A 16,795-nucleotide genomic window follows, 5' to 3' on the forward strand; every position below is an offset into this window, starting at 1 on the left:
GGAAGCGGCTTCCACTCACGTTGCTTTTTCCTCTCCTGGCTAATAATCCTCTTTTATGCGTCCCATCGGTATTCCTGCTAATATTCAGAAACACAACCAAGCTACGGAAGTGCTACAGCGCGATGTCGCGGCCATTCGGGCGCAGTTGCAGCGACTTCACTCCCCAACGCCAGAAGTTTCAATTGTAATTCCGGCCTACAACGAGGCCGAGAATATTTTGAAAACGCTGTCGTCGCTGGCGGCTACTACTACCCGCAAAACGGTTGAGGTTATTGTAGTTAACAATAACTCGCAGGATAATACTGAGGCGCTGAGCATTAGCGCCGGAGCTACTTGCTTTACCGAGACCACCCAAGGCATTACGCCGGCTCGTAATGCCGGCTTGCAGCGAGCCACCGGCAAGTTTGTGTTAAACGCTGACGGCGACACCATTTACCCGCCCGATTGGATAGACCGTATGCTGGAACCCCTCTACCGCGACGATACGGCGATGGTGTATGGTACTTTTGCGTTCCTACCCACCACGGGCATCCCCAGGCCAGTCTTTCTGGCTTACGAGTACATTTCGGACATCAGCAAGTGGATTAATAAGCGGTTTCGAGAAGAGGCCGTGAATATTTATGGGTTTAACTCGGCCTTTCGCCGCACCGAGGGCCTGGCCGTCGATAGCTTCAACCACCCGCCCGGCACCAACGAAGACGGCTGGCTGGGCGTAAAGCTGCGCGAAAAATTCAAGAAGAAGTTTCACCACGTTACGCATCCCAGTGCCATCGTTTGGACTACCGACCGGCGCATTCAGTTGGATGGCGGCATGCTGAAGGGTATTATGAAACGTGTGCGGCGGCACACCAGCATGTTGAGGTAACGACTCAACCTGGGCGCTGAATTTACTACGCCAAACTATTCATTATTATTATTTTATTCGTATAAAATCGTCAGTATCGACCTCGATGCTTTTACCTTCCCTCGAATGATAAACCGCTTTCGGAGCAGTAAGATTTATTCTTATCTAAACAACAATCATTTCCTGTCGCTCACGGGCAATGTCGTCATGGCTGGCATGTCGGTGCTGTCTTCGTCGCTCATTTTTCGGTCGCTACACCTGCAAGAAGTAGGGATGTGGATTTTGTTTACGACAATGCTGGGCCTACTCGACTCTATCCGGGCGGGTTTTCTGACCACGGCTTTTATTCGGGCCTATTCTGGGGCTACCCCTGCCCGCGCGGCCGAGGTCATGGGCTCGACCTGGTTTATTGCCTTGTTTATCACTGTCTTATTTATTGCACTTAACACCCTGGCGCTGATATTACCTATTCCTATAAACAACGAAAGCCTAAACGTATTCTTTCATTGGTTCAGCGTCACATTCATTGCCACCCTACCGGGCTTTATCGCCGGCTGCGTGTTGCAGGCCGAGATGAAGTTTGACAAGCTGCTGTATTTGCGCGTCATTTCGCAGGGCGTATTTATCCTGGGTATCACGGTGCTGGTGCTCACCAAGCAGATGACGCTGTTTCGACTGTTGTACCTGAATATCGGCCGCGAGGCTGTGACCAGCCTGGCGGCGCTACTTTTTGGCTGGACCAACTTTCGGATGCTTAAGGACCGCTCGGTAGCCTGCGCCAAAGAGCTGGCGCACTTTGGCAAGTACAGCATTGGCAGCTTCATTGGCTCCATGCTCCTGCGCGATTCCGATACGTTCGTTATCAACTTCATGCTGGGTCCGGCCGCGCTGGCAGTTTACAACGTCGCCCAGCGGTTCATGGAGTTTATCGAGATACCCTTGCGCAGCTCCGTGGCAACGGCCATACCGGCTATGTCGGCCGCCTTCAACCAGGGTGACAAGGTGCGTCTGGGCTGGGTAATGCAGCGGTATGCTGGGGTTATTACCTGGGCGCTGGTACCGCTTATTATCGTCATGTTTGTGGGAGCTGACCCACTGATTTCGCTGCTGGGCGGCCATAAATACGCGGGCACCGAGGCCGCCAACGTGCTGCGTATCTTCTTGGTTATCGCCATTTTGTTTCCCATTGACCGCTACTTTGGCGTGGCCCTCGACGTCATCAATCAGCCCAAGATGAACCTCATCAAGGTGTTTATTACGCTCATCATGAGCGTAACCACCAACATCCTGGGCATTAAGCTGCTGCATAACATTTACGGCGTGGCTATTGCCAGCGCGCCAACCATTGTCGCGGGCTTTATTTTTGGGTACCTGGCATTCAGTCGCTACAGCAAGCTGAGTGTCCTGTCCATCATTGAGACGGGATTTGAAGAAAGCAAGAAGATTATTTTCGGCTTTGTAGCCAAGCTGCGCCCCGCTAAATCCCACTAACTACCTGGCTTTTCGGCCCTACCCCCCCACTTTTTACCAACGTCTCGCTATGAGTTCCGCCCCCGCTACCGGTCAGCCAATTACCATTGTGATGGCTAGCGATAACTTCTACGCCATCCTGATTGCGCCCCTACTCAAGTCGATTGAGGTGAACCACAAAACCGGGGAGAAGCTGGATTTCTACGTTATCGACGACGAGATTTCGGCGCAAAATAAGCAGCGGCTCCAGGCCACCATCGACCCGGCCATGAGTAGCCTGCACTGGGTGAAAGCCAGTGAAGCTATTTTCCAGGATATCAAAGTGCCGGTCGATAAAACGGCCTTTCCGCTGACGGCCTACCTGCGCCTGTTTGCACCCTACGTAGTGCCTGCCGAGCGCGACCGGGTTATTTACCTCGACTGCGACATGCTGGTGCTCGAAGATATTTCGACGCTGTGGAAAATGGATACTGGCGGCAAAGCTTTCGCGGCCGTGCAGGACTTGCAGGAGGTAGTGAGCTGCTCCTGGGGCGGCGTGCCCAATTACGAGCAGCTGGGCATTCCGGCCGATTCCAAGTACTTCAATTCGGGCCTGCTGCTCATCGATGCCAAGAAGTGGAAAGCTGACAAGGTGACCCACAAGGTTATCCAGTGTCTGATTGATAATCAGCAGTATGTGAACTGGGTAGACCAATACGGCCTGAACGCGGGCATGGCCAACCAGTGGCACGAGTTGGATAAGCGCTGGAACTGGTATGCCATCCAAGACGATAAAACGACCGACGGCCGCGCCCCGGCGCTTATTCACTTTCTCGACATCAAGCCGATTTTCAAGTCCTACGCATCCAATAAGACCTTCCAGACCGAATTTTATAAGTATATGAAGCTCACACCTTGGAAAAATCACCAGCCGGTGAGCGACTATGTGCGTGTGCTTCGCAAGGTGTACAATAAAGTAAAGAAAGCTGTTACAAAGTAGCTGTTTTCAGGGGCAAGCCCCTTAGTTGCCACGAGGGCAGCTGGTTCGCGCACTGCGAACCAGCTGCCCTTTTTGCTTGCGTCCTTTTTAGCCGAGCGCTCTTGCCGTGCCCCCTCAACCTGGTTCTTAGGTTGGGGTGGGCGGTGGGCGGGCAATGCAGAGAGGGGTAGGGGCACTACGAAAGCCGACTACATGAGCTCGGACAAGCCAACTGCGTTAGGCAACGCTGGCACGCCGACACCAGCGTTGCCAAAATTCCTGAGGCACAATATTTTCAGAAATTTTTTGTATTATACTAATAACTCTCTTTATTCTACTTCTATTTTTTGTAGGATATTTTTTATTTTAAGAATGACTGCTTATATTCACATCTTGGGCTCATAAGACAATTTAAACATCTTCTATTGGCTTATCATAAAACCTGTACTTGTTTTAGTTAAAAACATTTTTTCATAGCTGATTATAACAATGGGATAAAAACTAAAAATCGCTTGTTAGCTAAAAATTAAATTTTACTTACTTTATGGTGAACAATAATTTTACTGTCACTGCCTGCTTTTTTTTACTGCTGGCCTTCTTTAAGCTGGGCACGGTTTCCGCCCAGATTAAGCCTAATGCGGGAGAAGAGTATGTGCCCATCGCGACTATTGCGGAGAGCAGCTTCACTGGGCAGGATTACTCGCCCTGGCAAGATGACGACTTGCATCATCTGGTGCAGAACTGCTGGCTACCGACTAATTTTCAATACGTTGACGTAACGCTGCGCCTTCAGCATCCAACCGTGTTGAGCCGGGTTTCGCTGTTTGATTTCGAAGGGGTATTTACGGCAATGCCAGCCACTATCTATGCGCTGAGTGGGACGCAACGCACGCTACTCGGCACGTTCACCGGTGAAAAATACTACCAATATGTGAGCATGGTAGCAGCGGGCAGCATTACGGCTGATGCCATAATAATACATAAATATTGCAATAATATACCGGTTAAAGTAAAGGTCTTCGGTCGCACCGATGTGGTCCCGCAGCCAGTGGCAGCGGTTATCACTTTTGACGCCCTACCCACCCGCAAACTCGGGACGTCGTCGTTTGTGCTGGCGGCCACCAGCAATAACCCGGCTACGCCCATCACCTACTCATCATCGGTACGGAGCGTTATGACGGTAGCGCAGGTGGGAGGGCAGTGGGTGGCTACCAGCGTGGGGCCGGGTACCACTACCATCACGGCCAGCCAGGCAGCTAGTACTTCCTACTTGGCGGCGGAGGCTAGCCAAACCGAGCTAATATTGGATGCCTCGGCGGCGATGGCCAATAAGATTCCTATCGACGGCACGCGGTGGTATGGCCTCAGCAACTCGCCCAACAATATACAGGCGCTATTTGATGGCTCAACCAACACGGGCTCCGTTACGGGCTGGGGTAAAATAATCCCCTCATATGATGCGTATTACACGCTCCAGCCGGGCGAGGCGATGAGCATTGAAAGCATCCGCTTTTTTGATGGGGGTAGCAATAACATGGGCGACCCAATGACCCTGTCAGTTATTACCACTAACTGGGAGCGCATTCCAATAGGTACCTACACCGGTGGCCACAATTACCAGTGGGAAGGCCCGAATCCCAGCCAGTTAATTAATTATCAACTGCCCACGCCCATTAGCAACATCCGGGCGCTGGTTATTACGGCTACCTGGGGTTACCCCACCGAGATTGAGCTGTACGGCTCGTATGTGGCCGGCACGCCGCTGCCCGTTGCGGACCCAGTAGCCTTGGCTATACAAAAGCAGGTGAAGCTGCGGCAGGAAATGAGCGTAAATGCCTTTGAGTGGGATTTGGAAGACCCGAATGCACCGGGGCAGGTTGACGAAACCCGCCTGGAGGCCGTGAAAAACTTTACCGGCATCCGGCACTACCTCGATTGGGAAAAGCTAGAGTCGGAGGAAGGCAGCTTCACCTACAACCCCGTGCACAGCGGCGGCTGGAACTACGACGTGATGTATCAGCGCCTTAAAGCCGAGGGCTTAGACGTGCTGGCCTGCGTGAAAAGCCTACCCGGCTGGATGCTGGACTCGTATCCCAGCGCCGACCGCGACGCCGAAAACGTGCCCGTGCGCTACGGTCGTGACTTCACCGACCCCAACTCGTATATCGAGCAGGCGCGGATGGCGTTTCAGTACGTGGCCCGCTACGGGTACAACCCCAATGTCAACCCGGCCCTGCTGCATGTGAACGCCACCACGCGCTGGACAGGCGACGCGGCTAACCAAGTGAGAATCGGCCTGGGCTACATTAAGTATATTGAGTGCGACAACGAGCGCGACAAGTGGTGGAAGGGCCGCAAGGCCTACCAGACCGGCCGCGAATATGCCGCCAACCTGTCGGCGTTCTACGATGGCAACAAAAACACGATGGGGCCGGGCATCGGCGTAAAGAATGCCGACCCCAGCATGAAGGTGGTGATGGCGGGGATAGCTGCTCCTATGACCGACTACGTGCGCGGCATGATTGACTGGTGCCGGCAGTACCGAGGCCTGAATGCCGACGGCTCAGTAAATCTGTGCTGGGACGTGATTAACTACCATTTGTATTCAAATAATGCGGGCACGTCGCAGAATGGCAACTCTACCCGTGGCTCGGCCCCTGAGGTAGCCAATGCTGGCCAGGTGGCCCAGGACTTTATTAGAATGGCCCACCAGTATGCCGGCGACATGCCCATTTGGATAACCGAAACCGGCTACGATACCAACCAGGGCAGCCCACTCAAGGCCATCGCCATCGGCAATAAGTCAGTGTTGCAAACTGAGGCCGACTGGCTGCTGCGCACGGCGCTGCTCTACGCCCGCTGGGGGATAGAGCGCACGTTCATGTATCAATTATCGGATGACAACCCTACCAATCCGGTCCAGTTCGGGTCGTCGGGCCTCATTAATGCTGACCACACGCCCAAGCCGGCCGCCGATTTTCTGCGCCAAACGGCCCAGCTTTTTGGCGATTTTGCCTACAAAGGCACCCTGAACAGTGACCCCATCGTGGACCGCTACCAGGCCCCCGACGGCCGCACCGCGTATGCCTTGGTGGTGCCCGACGAGCAGGGTCGCACGGCCAGCTATACTCTCAGCCTGGGCGGGGTAGATACGGTTACTATTTGCCAGCCGGTGAGCGGGCAGGCCGCCATGAGCACTACCAAAGTGCGCGTTCAGAATGGCCAGCTATCCCTTACCGTTACTGAAACGCCCACTTTTGTTCTAGTTGGCACTATCCCGGTCGTAAAGGCAGTTGGGGCGACTTGCCCAGGGGTAGGGAGCATTCAATGGGAGCAGTGGACCAATATCAGCGGCACGGCCATTAGCACCATTCCTACCCAAACCACGCCCAATAATACGGCTACGCTCACGCGCCTGGAAAGCGGGCGCAACCTCGGCGACAGCTTCGGCGCCCGCATCCGCGGCTACATCTGCGCCCCGCTGGATGGCGCCTACCAGTTCCGCATTTCCGGCGACGACGACTGCCAGCTCTGGCTCAGCCTCGACGATAATCCGGGCAATAAAGTGTTGATTGCGGGCTTCACGGGCTGGACCGACTACCGCCAGTGGGATAAGTTTGCCGGGCAGCAGTCGGCTAATATCACGCTACTGGCCGGGCACCGATACTACCTGGAGGTGCTGCACAAGCAGAATATTGGCAACGACAACGTGTCCGTGGCCTGGACCCTCCCTAGTGGTGCCATTGAAATTCCGATAGCCGGCGCTCACCTCATTCCTTTCACGGCTACTACCCCCATCAAAGTTAACCTACAGCCAACTCAGAATCCGGCCTCCGCAACGGCCGCCAGCGAGCCTCAGCTACTCGTGTACCCCAACCCTTTGACCAGCCAGACCACGGTAGAGTTTAGCCTGCCCGCAGCAGGCGAAGCTACCCTATTGGTCTACGACGCCAGTAATCACTTGGTCCAACGCTTATTTAGTGGGCCCGCTACGGCGGGCCCGCAGCCAGTGCTTACCTTGGCGGGTAGTGGCCTGGCGCCCGGCTGGTACCTTGTGCAGCTCCTTACCGATACGAAAATCATCACGCAAAAGCTGTTAAAAACGGATTAGTGCAGTAGCCCAGGGCCGCCCGCAGGCCTACTATTTTTAGCCAGTTGGGGTAGAAGCCTGTGGTGGACTGTTGCTGGGAAGGTTACTTATCTTTGAACCCTGCTGCCTAGTTGCCGCGGCCGGGCTCCTTGCCGGCTGCGGGCGCGCTACCTACTCTATGGCTTTTACTGACAAGATTAAAGATAATCCCCGCCTGAAAGCGCTGGCTTTGTGGTCAATTATTGTTCCGCGCGAGGCCCGGCCCCGGCTGTGGGTGCGCTGGCTGGTCAACCCCTTTCGACACAAGTACGGGCGTCGGTCGCTGGTGCGGTGGAATACCCGCCTCGATGTGGTACCCTTCAACCCGTTTACGCTGGGCGACGAGTCCATCATCGAAAGCTACGCCACCGTTAATAATGGGATGGGCGGCGTACTAATTGGTGACCGCACTCTAGTAGGCCTCAGCAACGTGCTTATTGGCCCCTTGCGCATTGGCAATGACGTGATTATCGCCCAAAACGTCGTATTTTCGGGTCTCAACCACGGCTACTTGGATATCACGCAGCCCATCCGGGACCAGCCCTGCACTACGGCCGAAATAATAGTGGAGGATGAGGTCTGGATTGGGGCTAATGCGACCATCACGGCCGGCGTGCGCATTGGGCGCCATGCAGTAGTAGCGGGGGGTAGCGTCGTGACCAAAGACGTGCCGCCCTACACCATTGTGGGTGGTAACCCGGCCCGGCCGCTCAAACATTACTCGGCTGCCACCGGGCAGTGGGAGCGAGTAAAGACTTAATCCGCCGCACCGCCCGGCAAGTTTGCGCATTCTTTATCAGGCCCGCGTGAGCTTTGGAAAAAAATAGGTCTTAATGCGCGGTTGAAGCACTTTTTCCAGCCAATAGCTGAGCACCAACGTCAGCACCAGAAGTAGCACGATGCGAACCGTGAAGGTGAACCAAGTGCCCGAAAAGACGTGAATGTGGCTGAAAAGAAAGATTAGCGGAAAGTGTATCAGGTAGATAGCATACGACAGCGAACCCAACTCAATCCCGATTTGAATCACCGCCTGCCCCAGGCGCTCTAGCCGGGAACTGCGCACGAAAAGACAAAAAAACGCGGCAAGTAAAAAGACCGTGGGTAGGCCATACGACCACCAGTCTAAGTTGCCACGCCACGCGTGTAGCACCACGTACGCAAGCTTAGGCAAAGCCAACAGCAAAAGCAAACCTTTGAGCAGCAACATTCTATACGGAATGTACTTGCCAATAAACACCAGCACGATAATTAGCGCTAACGGTATGGCGGCTAGGTCGTAAACCTCAACGCTTTGCTGCTCCCATCCTATACTGCTCGGGAAAGACATATGCACGAACCGGCGCATCAGTGTACTCAGCAGGTTGTATTGCTCACTGCAAAGAATGAAAAAGAGACAGCCCAGCAATATTTGGTCAGGTGCTTTGTCAGCTTCTGCGTGAGCCAGCCGTTGGCTCGCTAACAGGCCCAACACCCAGAATATTAACCCGTAGCAATAAGCCGAAATAATGGGCGTCTGCAACATGCCGTAGAGCGCGTAGTTGCCTATCCCAACTGCTAGGGAAACGATAATAACCCACAGTGGCTTTAGTTGAAAAGCAGAGATGCCAATGAACAGGAGATAATACAGCATCTCAAAATTCAAGGACCAGCCGGGCGGGTTAACATTGGGCACTACCCCTACCTGTAACAGCGCAAAATTACCAAGTATCGCACTCAGGTTAAAGTGCTTAGGGCGCACTAATAGGGCAAATAGCAGCGTAATTATAAAGATAGGGTAGAGGCGAACTAGACGCTTCTTTATATAATCACCACTCGTGGCCCAGGCAAGCGGCTTCTTATTACTGAGTCCAATAACGTAGCCTGAAAGTATAAAGAAGATGAGTACGCAAAAATGTCCGGATGGCCCATAAGAAAGGGGATAATCACATGGGTAGGTCGGGTCCAGAAAGTACCCAAAAACCGAAATGTGGTGCCACACTACAAAAATGGCTGCAAACCCGCGCAGAGCCTCAATATCAAAATTGATTTTTCTAGAGTAATCTAGCTGTGAATACGCCAACATCACAATAAAATTCCTTTCTGGTCGAAAAACATAGTTTTTTCTAAGAAGAATATATTTAATTAATTACCTAATATAAAACACAAGAGTACTATAGTAGTAAAGAAGCTATAGAATAATCAGTAAAGTTATAACAGATACTTATTTAACCATGCTTTTACGGTGGATTTCATGCCACTTAGTAGTTCGCCTCTGGAAAAAGCCAGCTTAGCTGCTTGCTGAGCCTCATCTTTACGCACAGCTTGCCTCCAGGCAGCCGTAAATACTCGCACGCGCGCTAGGCGGTCAGGCAGCAGTTCAGAGGGAGCTAGAAGAGCCGGAGGATTGGCCAACAGCTTATCCATAACTGCTTTTTGGCGTTTTCCCCAATAATGAAACACATCCTGGCTGCTGGCAATTATCTGCGTTTGCGTTGGTAAGGCTAATGAAAAGGCTGCCTGCTCGGTTAAAATCCAGCGGCTTTCCGCGTAAAGTTCATCGTTAAGCGCAAGAATAGCTGGTAGGAGCGGGAGCGTTTCGGCAGCCAGGCCTACCACGCCGGAGTTCCACATCATCTGGTTGGGGCTAAAGGAATGGAGAGCGCCGGGCAACAGCTCAAATGAGCGGCTTCTAATAAGCTCGACGAATTTGCGCGGGTATTCGTCCTGCGGAGGTGAGAAGGAAGCCCAAGTCGTAATTGCTTGCTCGAAGGAATGCTCACACAGATGCATTACGCTGTACCCCGGCCGCAATTGACCTATCAGCGGTGCCGAAGGTGCCACAAAAAACGTGTCCGCATCACAAAAAAACAAGGCGTCGCCCGGTTGCTCGTGGGCTATCTGGTTGATAACGCTCACTTTTATGCGGTGCACAAAGTTTTGCTCGCCCCGCATCTGCGCTAGGATATCAGGCGTTAGTAGCCGGTAGGCAACTGGCAAACCCTCCAAATGAGGCGTAAAAAAGGTGGGGCGGTCCGTGAAAACGATAGTCTGCACGGCGGCTCGGTCGCCGTCAAACCAGGCCCAGAAACTGAGTATCGCAAAAACTGCCCGCTTATACTCTATCTCGCTGCCATAAGCGAGAATTAGTTGCCTTGTCATACGTACTACTCGTCTGTGAAGACCAAATAACTTCAGCTAGTCTACTAAGCTCAGCAATTTGCTACCATTTCAGCTTGCCAATGCAAGGTAGGGGTAATCCGTTCGCAGTAAGGTCGTGCACTAAAGTGGCTCCCCTTAGTAGCTGCCCGATTCAGCCGGAACAGGCTCACGGAGAAGGGAGTCAACAAAATCTAAGATGCAACTATCTTGTTCATTATCAAATTTTCGGGCAAAAAGCTTGGGCGAATGTGCTAGAGCTGGGGCATCATTTATCGTTAGTATTTTGGGATTGGCCACCCCCGCGGACCAATCAATATACCGGTAATTTTCGTTGACAATACGCTCCCTGAAGGGCGAATTCATCAAAATAGTAGCTATCACAAATTCGTCTGGGCCCCACGTGAAACGCCCGAAACGGCTAACCTCCGGATGCTCATCCATGAAGTTTACCAAGTACCGGGCACCCTCCGCGCTTATTGTCCACCACGAGCCGTCGGCGCTGCCATATAGGGGGTAGGGCAAGGGGAACCGACGCTTTGGCAATACAGTATTCACTACACGCTGCAGCTGATACTGGCCTTTAAACTGGTAATACACCGAATGATACTGTTCTACCCGCTTGATTGCCCCAGACCACCAAGGCGACCCCTGAGGCTCGGCCGACAGAAAGGATTGGCCTATATGTTGCGCTAAAAACTGGTGAATACTTTCTACTGGCTTAATAGGGTAGTCTTGCCCGCTGAGCAGGTTGATAAATTCATAGGATTGGCTTGAAGCCAGAATTTCCCTTACGCTTTGCACAATGGCTTCCACAAACCGAAAGGACGCCCAACGCGCCTGAAAACGTGCCTCGATAAAGTACACGCGAGGCAGACTGGCTAAGAAAGCGAATTCCTTCCAATCTGCCTTTCCATCCAAGTGAATATAGCAGTCTGAATTTTCGTGCCTTAAAGCGCCGAGCAGCCGTTTGACTTGCGCCGCACCTTTATGGACCATAATCAAATGTGCAATTCTCATAGCTAAAAGAAGCAGTGCGCAAGGGTAATGAGCTGCCGACGGGCAGCAGCGGTATAACACAATTTGGGCTACCTGGACGTAACAACCTTTTCAGCAAGTTACGGATGAAGGCAGTAGAAAGTTGATTTTTAGCTCTCTTAAAACATATCTGCACGGCGTGCAAGTAGCGCAAATGCGGACGACTCGGGGGCACGATTAGAATCAGCCCATCTGGCATGGTTATTCCCGCGCCAGATGGGCTCGACAAAAAATTCGGGGCGGTCAGTAAAGATTATCGTTTGGGCCCCAGACTGGTCACCTTCGTACCAGGCCCAAAAGCTAAGCGCGCAGAAAAGAATACGTTGCGGTTCCGTCTCGCGACCGTAACCAAGAATTAGGTGTCGTATCATAGCAGCTAACAGAATGTAAACTGAGTAAAGTTGTGTTTTAGCTTTGGCTGCACAGTGGCCTGCGCATTGCCACTTTTCACGCTTGTTGAGCCAGTCAAAATTCGTAGCGGCCGTACCCACCAGACAAGGCTTGCGACTGGCGAACCACACGAAAGCCCAGTAATATATGCCCTGGGTTTGCATACCGCGCCAGCAAGCGCACGGCTGCGTTGGTTGGTGAGGGGAAATTGGCCCAGCCCGCCAGTCACCGCGCCAAGGCCTTCCTACCCCCCTATTCTACCAGCAAGCGGCAGGAGCGGACGCCGGCGCGCACGATATACACGCCCCTCACCAGCCCGGCGGGCAGCACAAGTGGCGCGGTGCCCACCGCATCGGCAGTGGCGGTGGCCACTATCCGTCCGAGCGCATCGAGCACCTGAACAGGCACGTTAGGCACTGCGTTTTTGAGGAGTGTGTTGGCACTGGCCGGATTAGGAAATAGAACTAAGTTGCCACTACCCAACGCCAGCCTGACGGTGCGCACGGGCGAGTAGGTAGCGCTGCCATCGATATCAACCTGCCGCAGCCGGTAGTAGAGCACGGCGCCGGGTAATTGGCCATCGATGAAGCTGTAGGAATGCGCCACGGTGCCGGTGCCGGCCGCCGCCACGGTGGCTAGGTGGGTGAAGGCCGCGCCGTCGGTACTGCGCTCGGCCTCAAACCGAGCACTGCTTTTTTCAGTGGCCGTGGACCAGGCCAGGCACACGGTGGCCTGGTCGGCACTCGGCTGGGCGGTGAAGGCAATGAGCTCGACTGGCAGGGGAGTAGCCACGGTGGTTTCATTGGAGCGGGCACCCTGGTTGAGGAGGCTAGCCGATTGAGCCGCCACGCGGTAGTAGTAGGTAGTATTGCGCGCCAGGCCGGCTACGTCCAGGCTGGTTACCGGGGCCGCCACCGAGAAGGGCGAACCAGCGAGCGGCGTCACGAAATCGGCCGTAGTAGCCACCTCGACCAGGTAGCTGTCTGCCTGGCCCAGGCCCGACGCCTGCCAGGTAGCCGTGAAGCTCGTGGCGGCCACGTTGGTGGCAGCAGTAGCGGTGGGCACTACGAGGGCATAACTGGCTACGTAATTTGAAGTAATACTGCTGCTGCTAAGGTCAAATCCGTTCAGGGTGCCGTCGTAGCTATTGACCAGTTCGTCGAGCGTAATCTGGCTGGTATTGTTGCTGGTCGGGGCACCCTGGTCAAAATTCAGGTACATGGCCAGGTCCGTCTGGGGTAGGGTCGGCAGCGTTTGCAGGTCGGCCATAATCTGGGTGATGCTGCGAGCCGTGCTCCAGATACGCAGCTCGTCGAGCCGGCCCCGCAGGTAGTTGCCGCCATAGGCCACGGTGGCCCCGATAGTCAGACTCTCCGAACTGGCCGCCGTAAAGGAACTGCTGCTGACCACATCAGCCACTCCATTCTCGTACAGGTCGAATCGATTGGCTGCCTTGTCCCACACAGCCGCCACGTGCGTCCAGCGATTGGTGGGCACGGTGCTGGTGCTGGCCACGCTGCGCGCAGCTATGGTGCCCAGGCCACCGGTCCACACTTCAGCAGTCAGCTTACCACTATTGAGATACAGGTTATAGTCGCCGCTTTTGCGAATCAGCGAGTTTACGGCGACCGTGCCGTCGTAATATACCCAGGCTTCGAGCGTAAAGGCCGAAGCACCTAGGTTACTTACGGCAGGGGTAGGGTTAGCAAATCCCACGTAGTCATCTACCCCATCAAAAGCCAGGGCGCTACCCGGCGCGGCGCGCACGAACAGGGCTATGCTGCTCGCCATGCCGGTGGCCGTGGTCAAGATAGTAGTACCCGCGTCGGGCGCGGCTGTTGGGACCTTAAAGGTGAGGCTGGTCGCGGTGTTGGCTGTGATGGTGGCGGTGGCATCTACGCCATTGACCACCAAGGAAGTGGTATTGGCCAGGTTAGCCCCCGTAACGGTTACGACCTGCCCGCGCCCGGCGGGCGACTGCGAAAAGCTACTGATAGCTGGCACCAGCGTGGGCGTCACGGCAAACCAGTCGGAACGCTCCGCGGCACTCAGCAGGCCACTATATACGGCTATGGCACCCATTTCGCCAGCCAGCGGATTCGTGCCATTCAGGTAGCCCCCCAACTCCATATCCACTACCGGTGTGCTCCCTACCCAGGGTAAGCCGGGCAGGGTAGTGCGGTAAGTTTCCGTATCGTGGGCGTAGACTATCAACTCGTTAGTGGTTGCGTTGAAGGTGAGAATGCACCGCGTCAGGGGCGCCGTGCCCAAGTCGAGCGAGGTTACGAAGTTGCTACCCTTGTCGAAAACCTGTAGCTTGGTAGTGTTCTGAAACCAGATACTCAGGTCGCCGCCCACTGAAATTACTGAATTGAAGCCATTAGCCAGCAGCCGTATGTCCACCACTATAGAGGCATCTGAGTTAGCGGCCAAAGCATCCGTTACGGTCATGCTTTGGCTGGGGCTGGGCGTGCCTGCGTTGTACTGGGCTACCTGCTGGCCATCGTCGGCTACAAGGCGGGGGCCGGCGTGGCCAGCGGTTACCACTGCATTGCGCGAGGCTCCGCTTTGGTCAAGTCGGCGCACAATCTCGCCGCTGCTGCCCGTCACGTAGTCGGCGGCGGTGGTGCCGTAGCGCACACGCAGCACTGCCGGGCCCGCAGGTGTGGGGATAGGTTCGGGAGCTGGCGCGGGTGCCGGCTGCCCGCTACCGGGCACCGCGATGCCTGGCAACATAAACGTAGCCGGAATGAGGCCCGTACGGGGACGGGAGTTGAAGCCATCAACTGCGCAGTGGGCCGGTATCTGGTTGCCCGGAGTGTTGAGATGCAGGCCATCGGAGCAGTAGCCATACTGCGGGTCCATGCCAGTTTGCGTAACGTAGGGGCTGCTTTTTACATCAAGCAGCATATCGCAGAACGATGCCCAGTTGGCCCGGTACAGGTCGTTGATAGCGTCGATTTCGGCGTTGTACTGCGGGTCCTGAGTAGCGTAGCAGGTTACGACGGCCACCTTGACGCCCTTCGATTTCCAGTACTGTGCCCAAGCCACCATCTTGCCATATACCTGCTGTGCCGGATTGGCCTGAAAAATCTGGTTCGTGGTTTCCTGCAACACAATCCACTCTTCGCCGTAGTTGCCGGTACCAAAGAGCGGTGCTACCTCCGTGTCGTCGCTCAGGCGCAGGTAGTCGATGGTCGCGCCGTTTTTGCTACGGTTTTGCCACACGTATCCGCTGCCTAGCAGGGCAGCGGCCTGGTCGGGCCACGCGCCGGTAGTGGAGCTGCCGATGGTGCTGGCGTTGCCCGTGGTAGTGGCCCCGTTGGCCTGCGAGTTGCCACGTACTACTATCAGCACCGGCCCCACCCTAAAACTGCCGCTGCTGGTGCCAATGCCATTAGGCGTTGTCACCAGCACCTGGCCCGTGGCCTGGCTGCTACTCAGCGTGGCCGTGAGCTGGGTATCCGAATTGACGGTGAAGGCCGCCACCGGACTACCCTGAATACTCACTGCCGTGGTGCCCGCGAAGCCACTACCCGTAATGACCACCGTGCCACCGGGGCTACCACTGGCGGGTGCAAAGCCACTAATAGCTGGCGCATTACCAAAGCTGCCCGTTCTGGTAGCTGCATTGGAACTGTTGAGTGTCCGCGTGGCAGCAACTGGAGCGGCGTTTTTGGCTAATGCTGCCATCTGCCCCATTCCACCAAAAGCCAATACTACTACTAGGAAAATAATAGTTATAAATCTTAAAACAAAGTATTTACTAATTATATTAAACATAACGCTTTTGATTAAATGCAAAAACTCAACCTCAATACTCAAGTGTCTTTTATAAATAATGAGTAGCCAAAGACACCCCTAGCAAATATATGTCGTCCAATAACTTCACCAAACATGAACAAGTTAAATAATTTATAAAATCCAATTTTTACGTTTCAAATTACCAAATTTTGCTCATATTTTTTTCTAAAGTGCATTTTCTTACCGTAATAATATTTCGTAAATTATTATTTTTATCATAATTAGAGACAATAAAAAAACCAAGAATATTGGTTGATATCGAATTTATTCATGATTATTACTATTTTATTTTTATAGAAATTAAAATTTTTTTAGCACATCAACACGTACAAAAGGCAATAAAAGCATAATACCTAGCGACTCAAGCAAAAATACTTAAATCTCTAAGTATTACATTTTTATAGCAGATAAATGCTGTTAAGCGTCGCACTTAGCTATACTTGGCTGGATTTCAAGCGCAGAGCGTATTTTCTAATGGAAAAAATAGCGCCAGGGCCTTGAGTGCCCGATTGGAGGGTAGGGCGCGCCGCTAAAGCCTGTTATACTCGTCACGAAGTGAGTTGCGCGTCGAGAATATGATAGCTGCGGGTTAGTAGGGACGCGAGGTCTTGCCCAAACTCGGGGAGCCGGGTAAAAAAGCTGTGTACAGCTTAGCGAAATTCGCCTTTGGTGCGGTAAAAAGTGGTGTTGATAATCTTCTGGCGCAGATACTTCCAGAAGCGCTCAATCAGATTCAGATTGGGCGAGTAGGGCGGTAAAAAGACTTGCACAATCGGTTTATCGACTAGCCAGGCCCGCAATTCCTGGTTTTTGTAGTAGCGGGCGTTGTCACAGACCACGTAAATCCGCGCTTTATCGGGGTGAGCCGCCAGCAGCAGCTCGTATAAACATTTCGTGCTCTGCGCATTTACGCGGGCCGTTTCATCCAGCAGCACCTGGGTCGGGCCGTAGGCATTCAGGGCCGCGTTCAGGTTCCCCCGCTCGCGGCCGCTGACGGTGAGCAAGGGTCGTTCTTCGCCCACGGCGC

At 53.8% G+C, this 16,795-nt stretch carries 11 protein-coding genes; 5 read left to right on the plus strand and 6 right to left on the minus strand.

Annotated features, from left to right (window positions below; all coding sequences use genetic code 11):
- Positions 1 to 55 precede the first annotated feature (55 nt).
- The 5 genes from A0257_11605 (at position 56) to A0257_11625 (ending at position 8,161) form a co-directional block, all read left to right on the plus strand.
- On the plus strand, positions 56 to 865 hold the full coding sequence (locus A0257_11605) for a hypothetical protein (GenBank protein AMR27678.1): 810 nt from the start codon (positions 56 to 58) through the stop codon (positions 863 to 865).
- 105 nt (positions 866 to 970) lie between these two features.
- The gene (locus tag A0257_11610; protein ID AMR27679.1) at positions 971 to 2,335 is read left to right on the plus strand and encodes a hypothetical protein; all 1,365 of its coding nucleotides are present in this window, start codon (positions 971 to 973) and stop codon (positions 2,333 to 2,335) included.
- 49 nt (positions 2,336 to 2,384) lie between these two features.
- Entirely contained in the window at positions 2,385 to 3,293 is a 909-nt protein-coding gene (locus tag A0257_11615; protein ID AMR27680.1) for a hypothetical protein, read from the plus strand.
- Between the two features lie 523 nt (positions 3,294 to 3,816).
- Positions 3,817 to 7,383 carry a hypothetical protein gene (locus tag A0257_11620; GenBank protein AMR27681.1) on the plus strand — a complete coding sequence of 1,189 codons (3,567 nt, stop codon included), beginning with the start codon at positions 3,817 to 3,819 and terminating at the stop codon, positions 7,381 to 7,383.
- Positions 7,384 to 7,540: 157 nt separating this feature from the next.
- Positions 7,541 to 8,161, plus strand: a complete 621-nt coding sequence (locus A0257_11625) for an acetyltransferase (GenBank protein ID AMR27682.1) — start codon at positions 7,541 to 7,543, stop codon at positions 8,159 to 8,161.
- A gap of 36 nt (positions 8,162 to 8,197) precedes the next feature.
- Here the strand turns inward: A0257_11625 and A0257_11630 are convergent, their stop codons facing one another.
- From A0257_11630 to A0257_11655, 6 genes are all read right to left on the minus strand, one after another.
- A complete protein-coding gene (locus A0257_11630; protein ID AMR27683.1) occupies positions 8,198 to 9,463 on the minus strand; it encodes a hypothetical protein in 1,266 nt (421 codons plus the stop codon).
- Between the two features lie 125 nt (positions 9,464 to 9,588).
- On the minus strand, positions 9,589 to 10,539 hold the full coding sequence (locus A0257_11635; GenBank protein AMR27684.1) for a hypothetical protein: 951 nt from the start codon (positions 10,537 to 10,539) through the stop codon (positions 9,589 to 9,591).
- Positions 10,540 to 10,674: 135 nt separating this feature from the next.
- Complete coding sequence (locus A0257_11640) at positions 10,675 to 11,556, minus strand: hypothetical protein (GenBank protein ID AMR27685.1); 882 nt, start codon at positions 11,554 to 11,556, stop codon at positions 10,675 to 10,677.
- A 137-nt stretch (positions 11,557 to 11,693) separates the two neighbouring features.
- Entirely contained in the window at positions 11,694 to 12,128 is a 435-nt protein-coding gene (locus A0257_11645) for a hypothetical protein (GenBank protein ID AMR27686.1), read from the minus strand.
- A gap of 88 nt (positions 12,129 to 12,216) precedes the next feature.
- A complete protein-coding gene (locus A0257_11650) occupies positions 12,217 to 15,513 on the minus strand; it encodes a hypothetical protein (GenBank protein ID AMR27687.1) in 3,297 nt (1,098 codons plus the stop codon).
- A 905-nt stretch (positions 15,514 to 16,418) separates the two neighbouring features.
- Positions 16,419 to 16,790: a hypothetical protein gene (locus A0257_11655; protein ID AMR27688.1), complete on the minus strand. Its 372-nt coding sequence runs from the start codon at positions 16,788 to 16,790 to the stop codon at positions 16,419 to 16,421.
- Between the last annotated feature and the right edge of the window lie 5 nt (positions 16,791 to 16,795).

Source organism: Hymenobacter psoromatis (genome assembly GCA_001596155.1).
Classification (GTDB): Bacteria; Bacteroidota; Bacteroidia; order Cytophagales; family Hymenobacteraceae; genus Hymenobacter.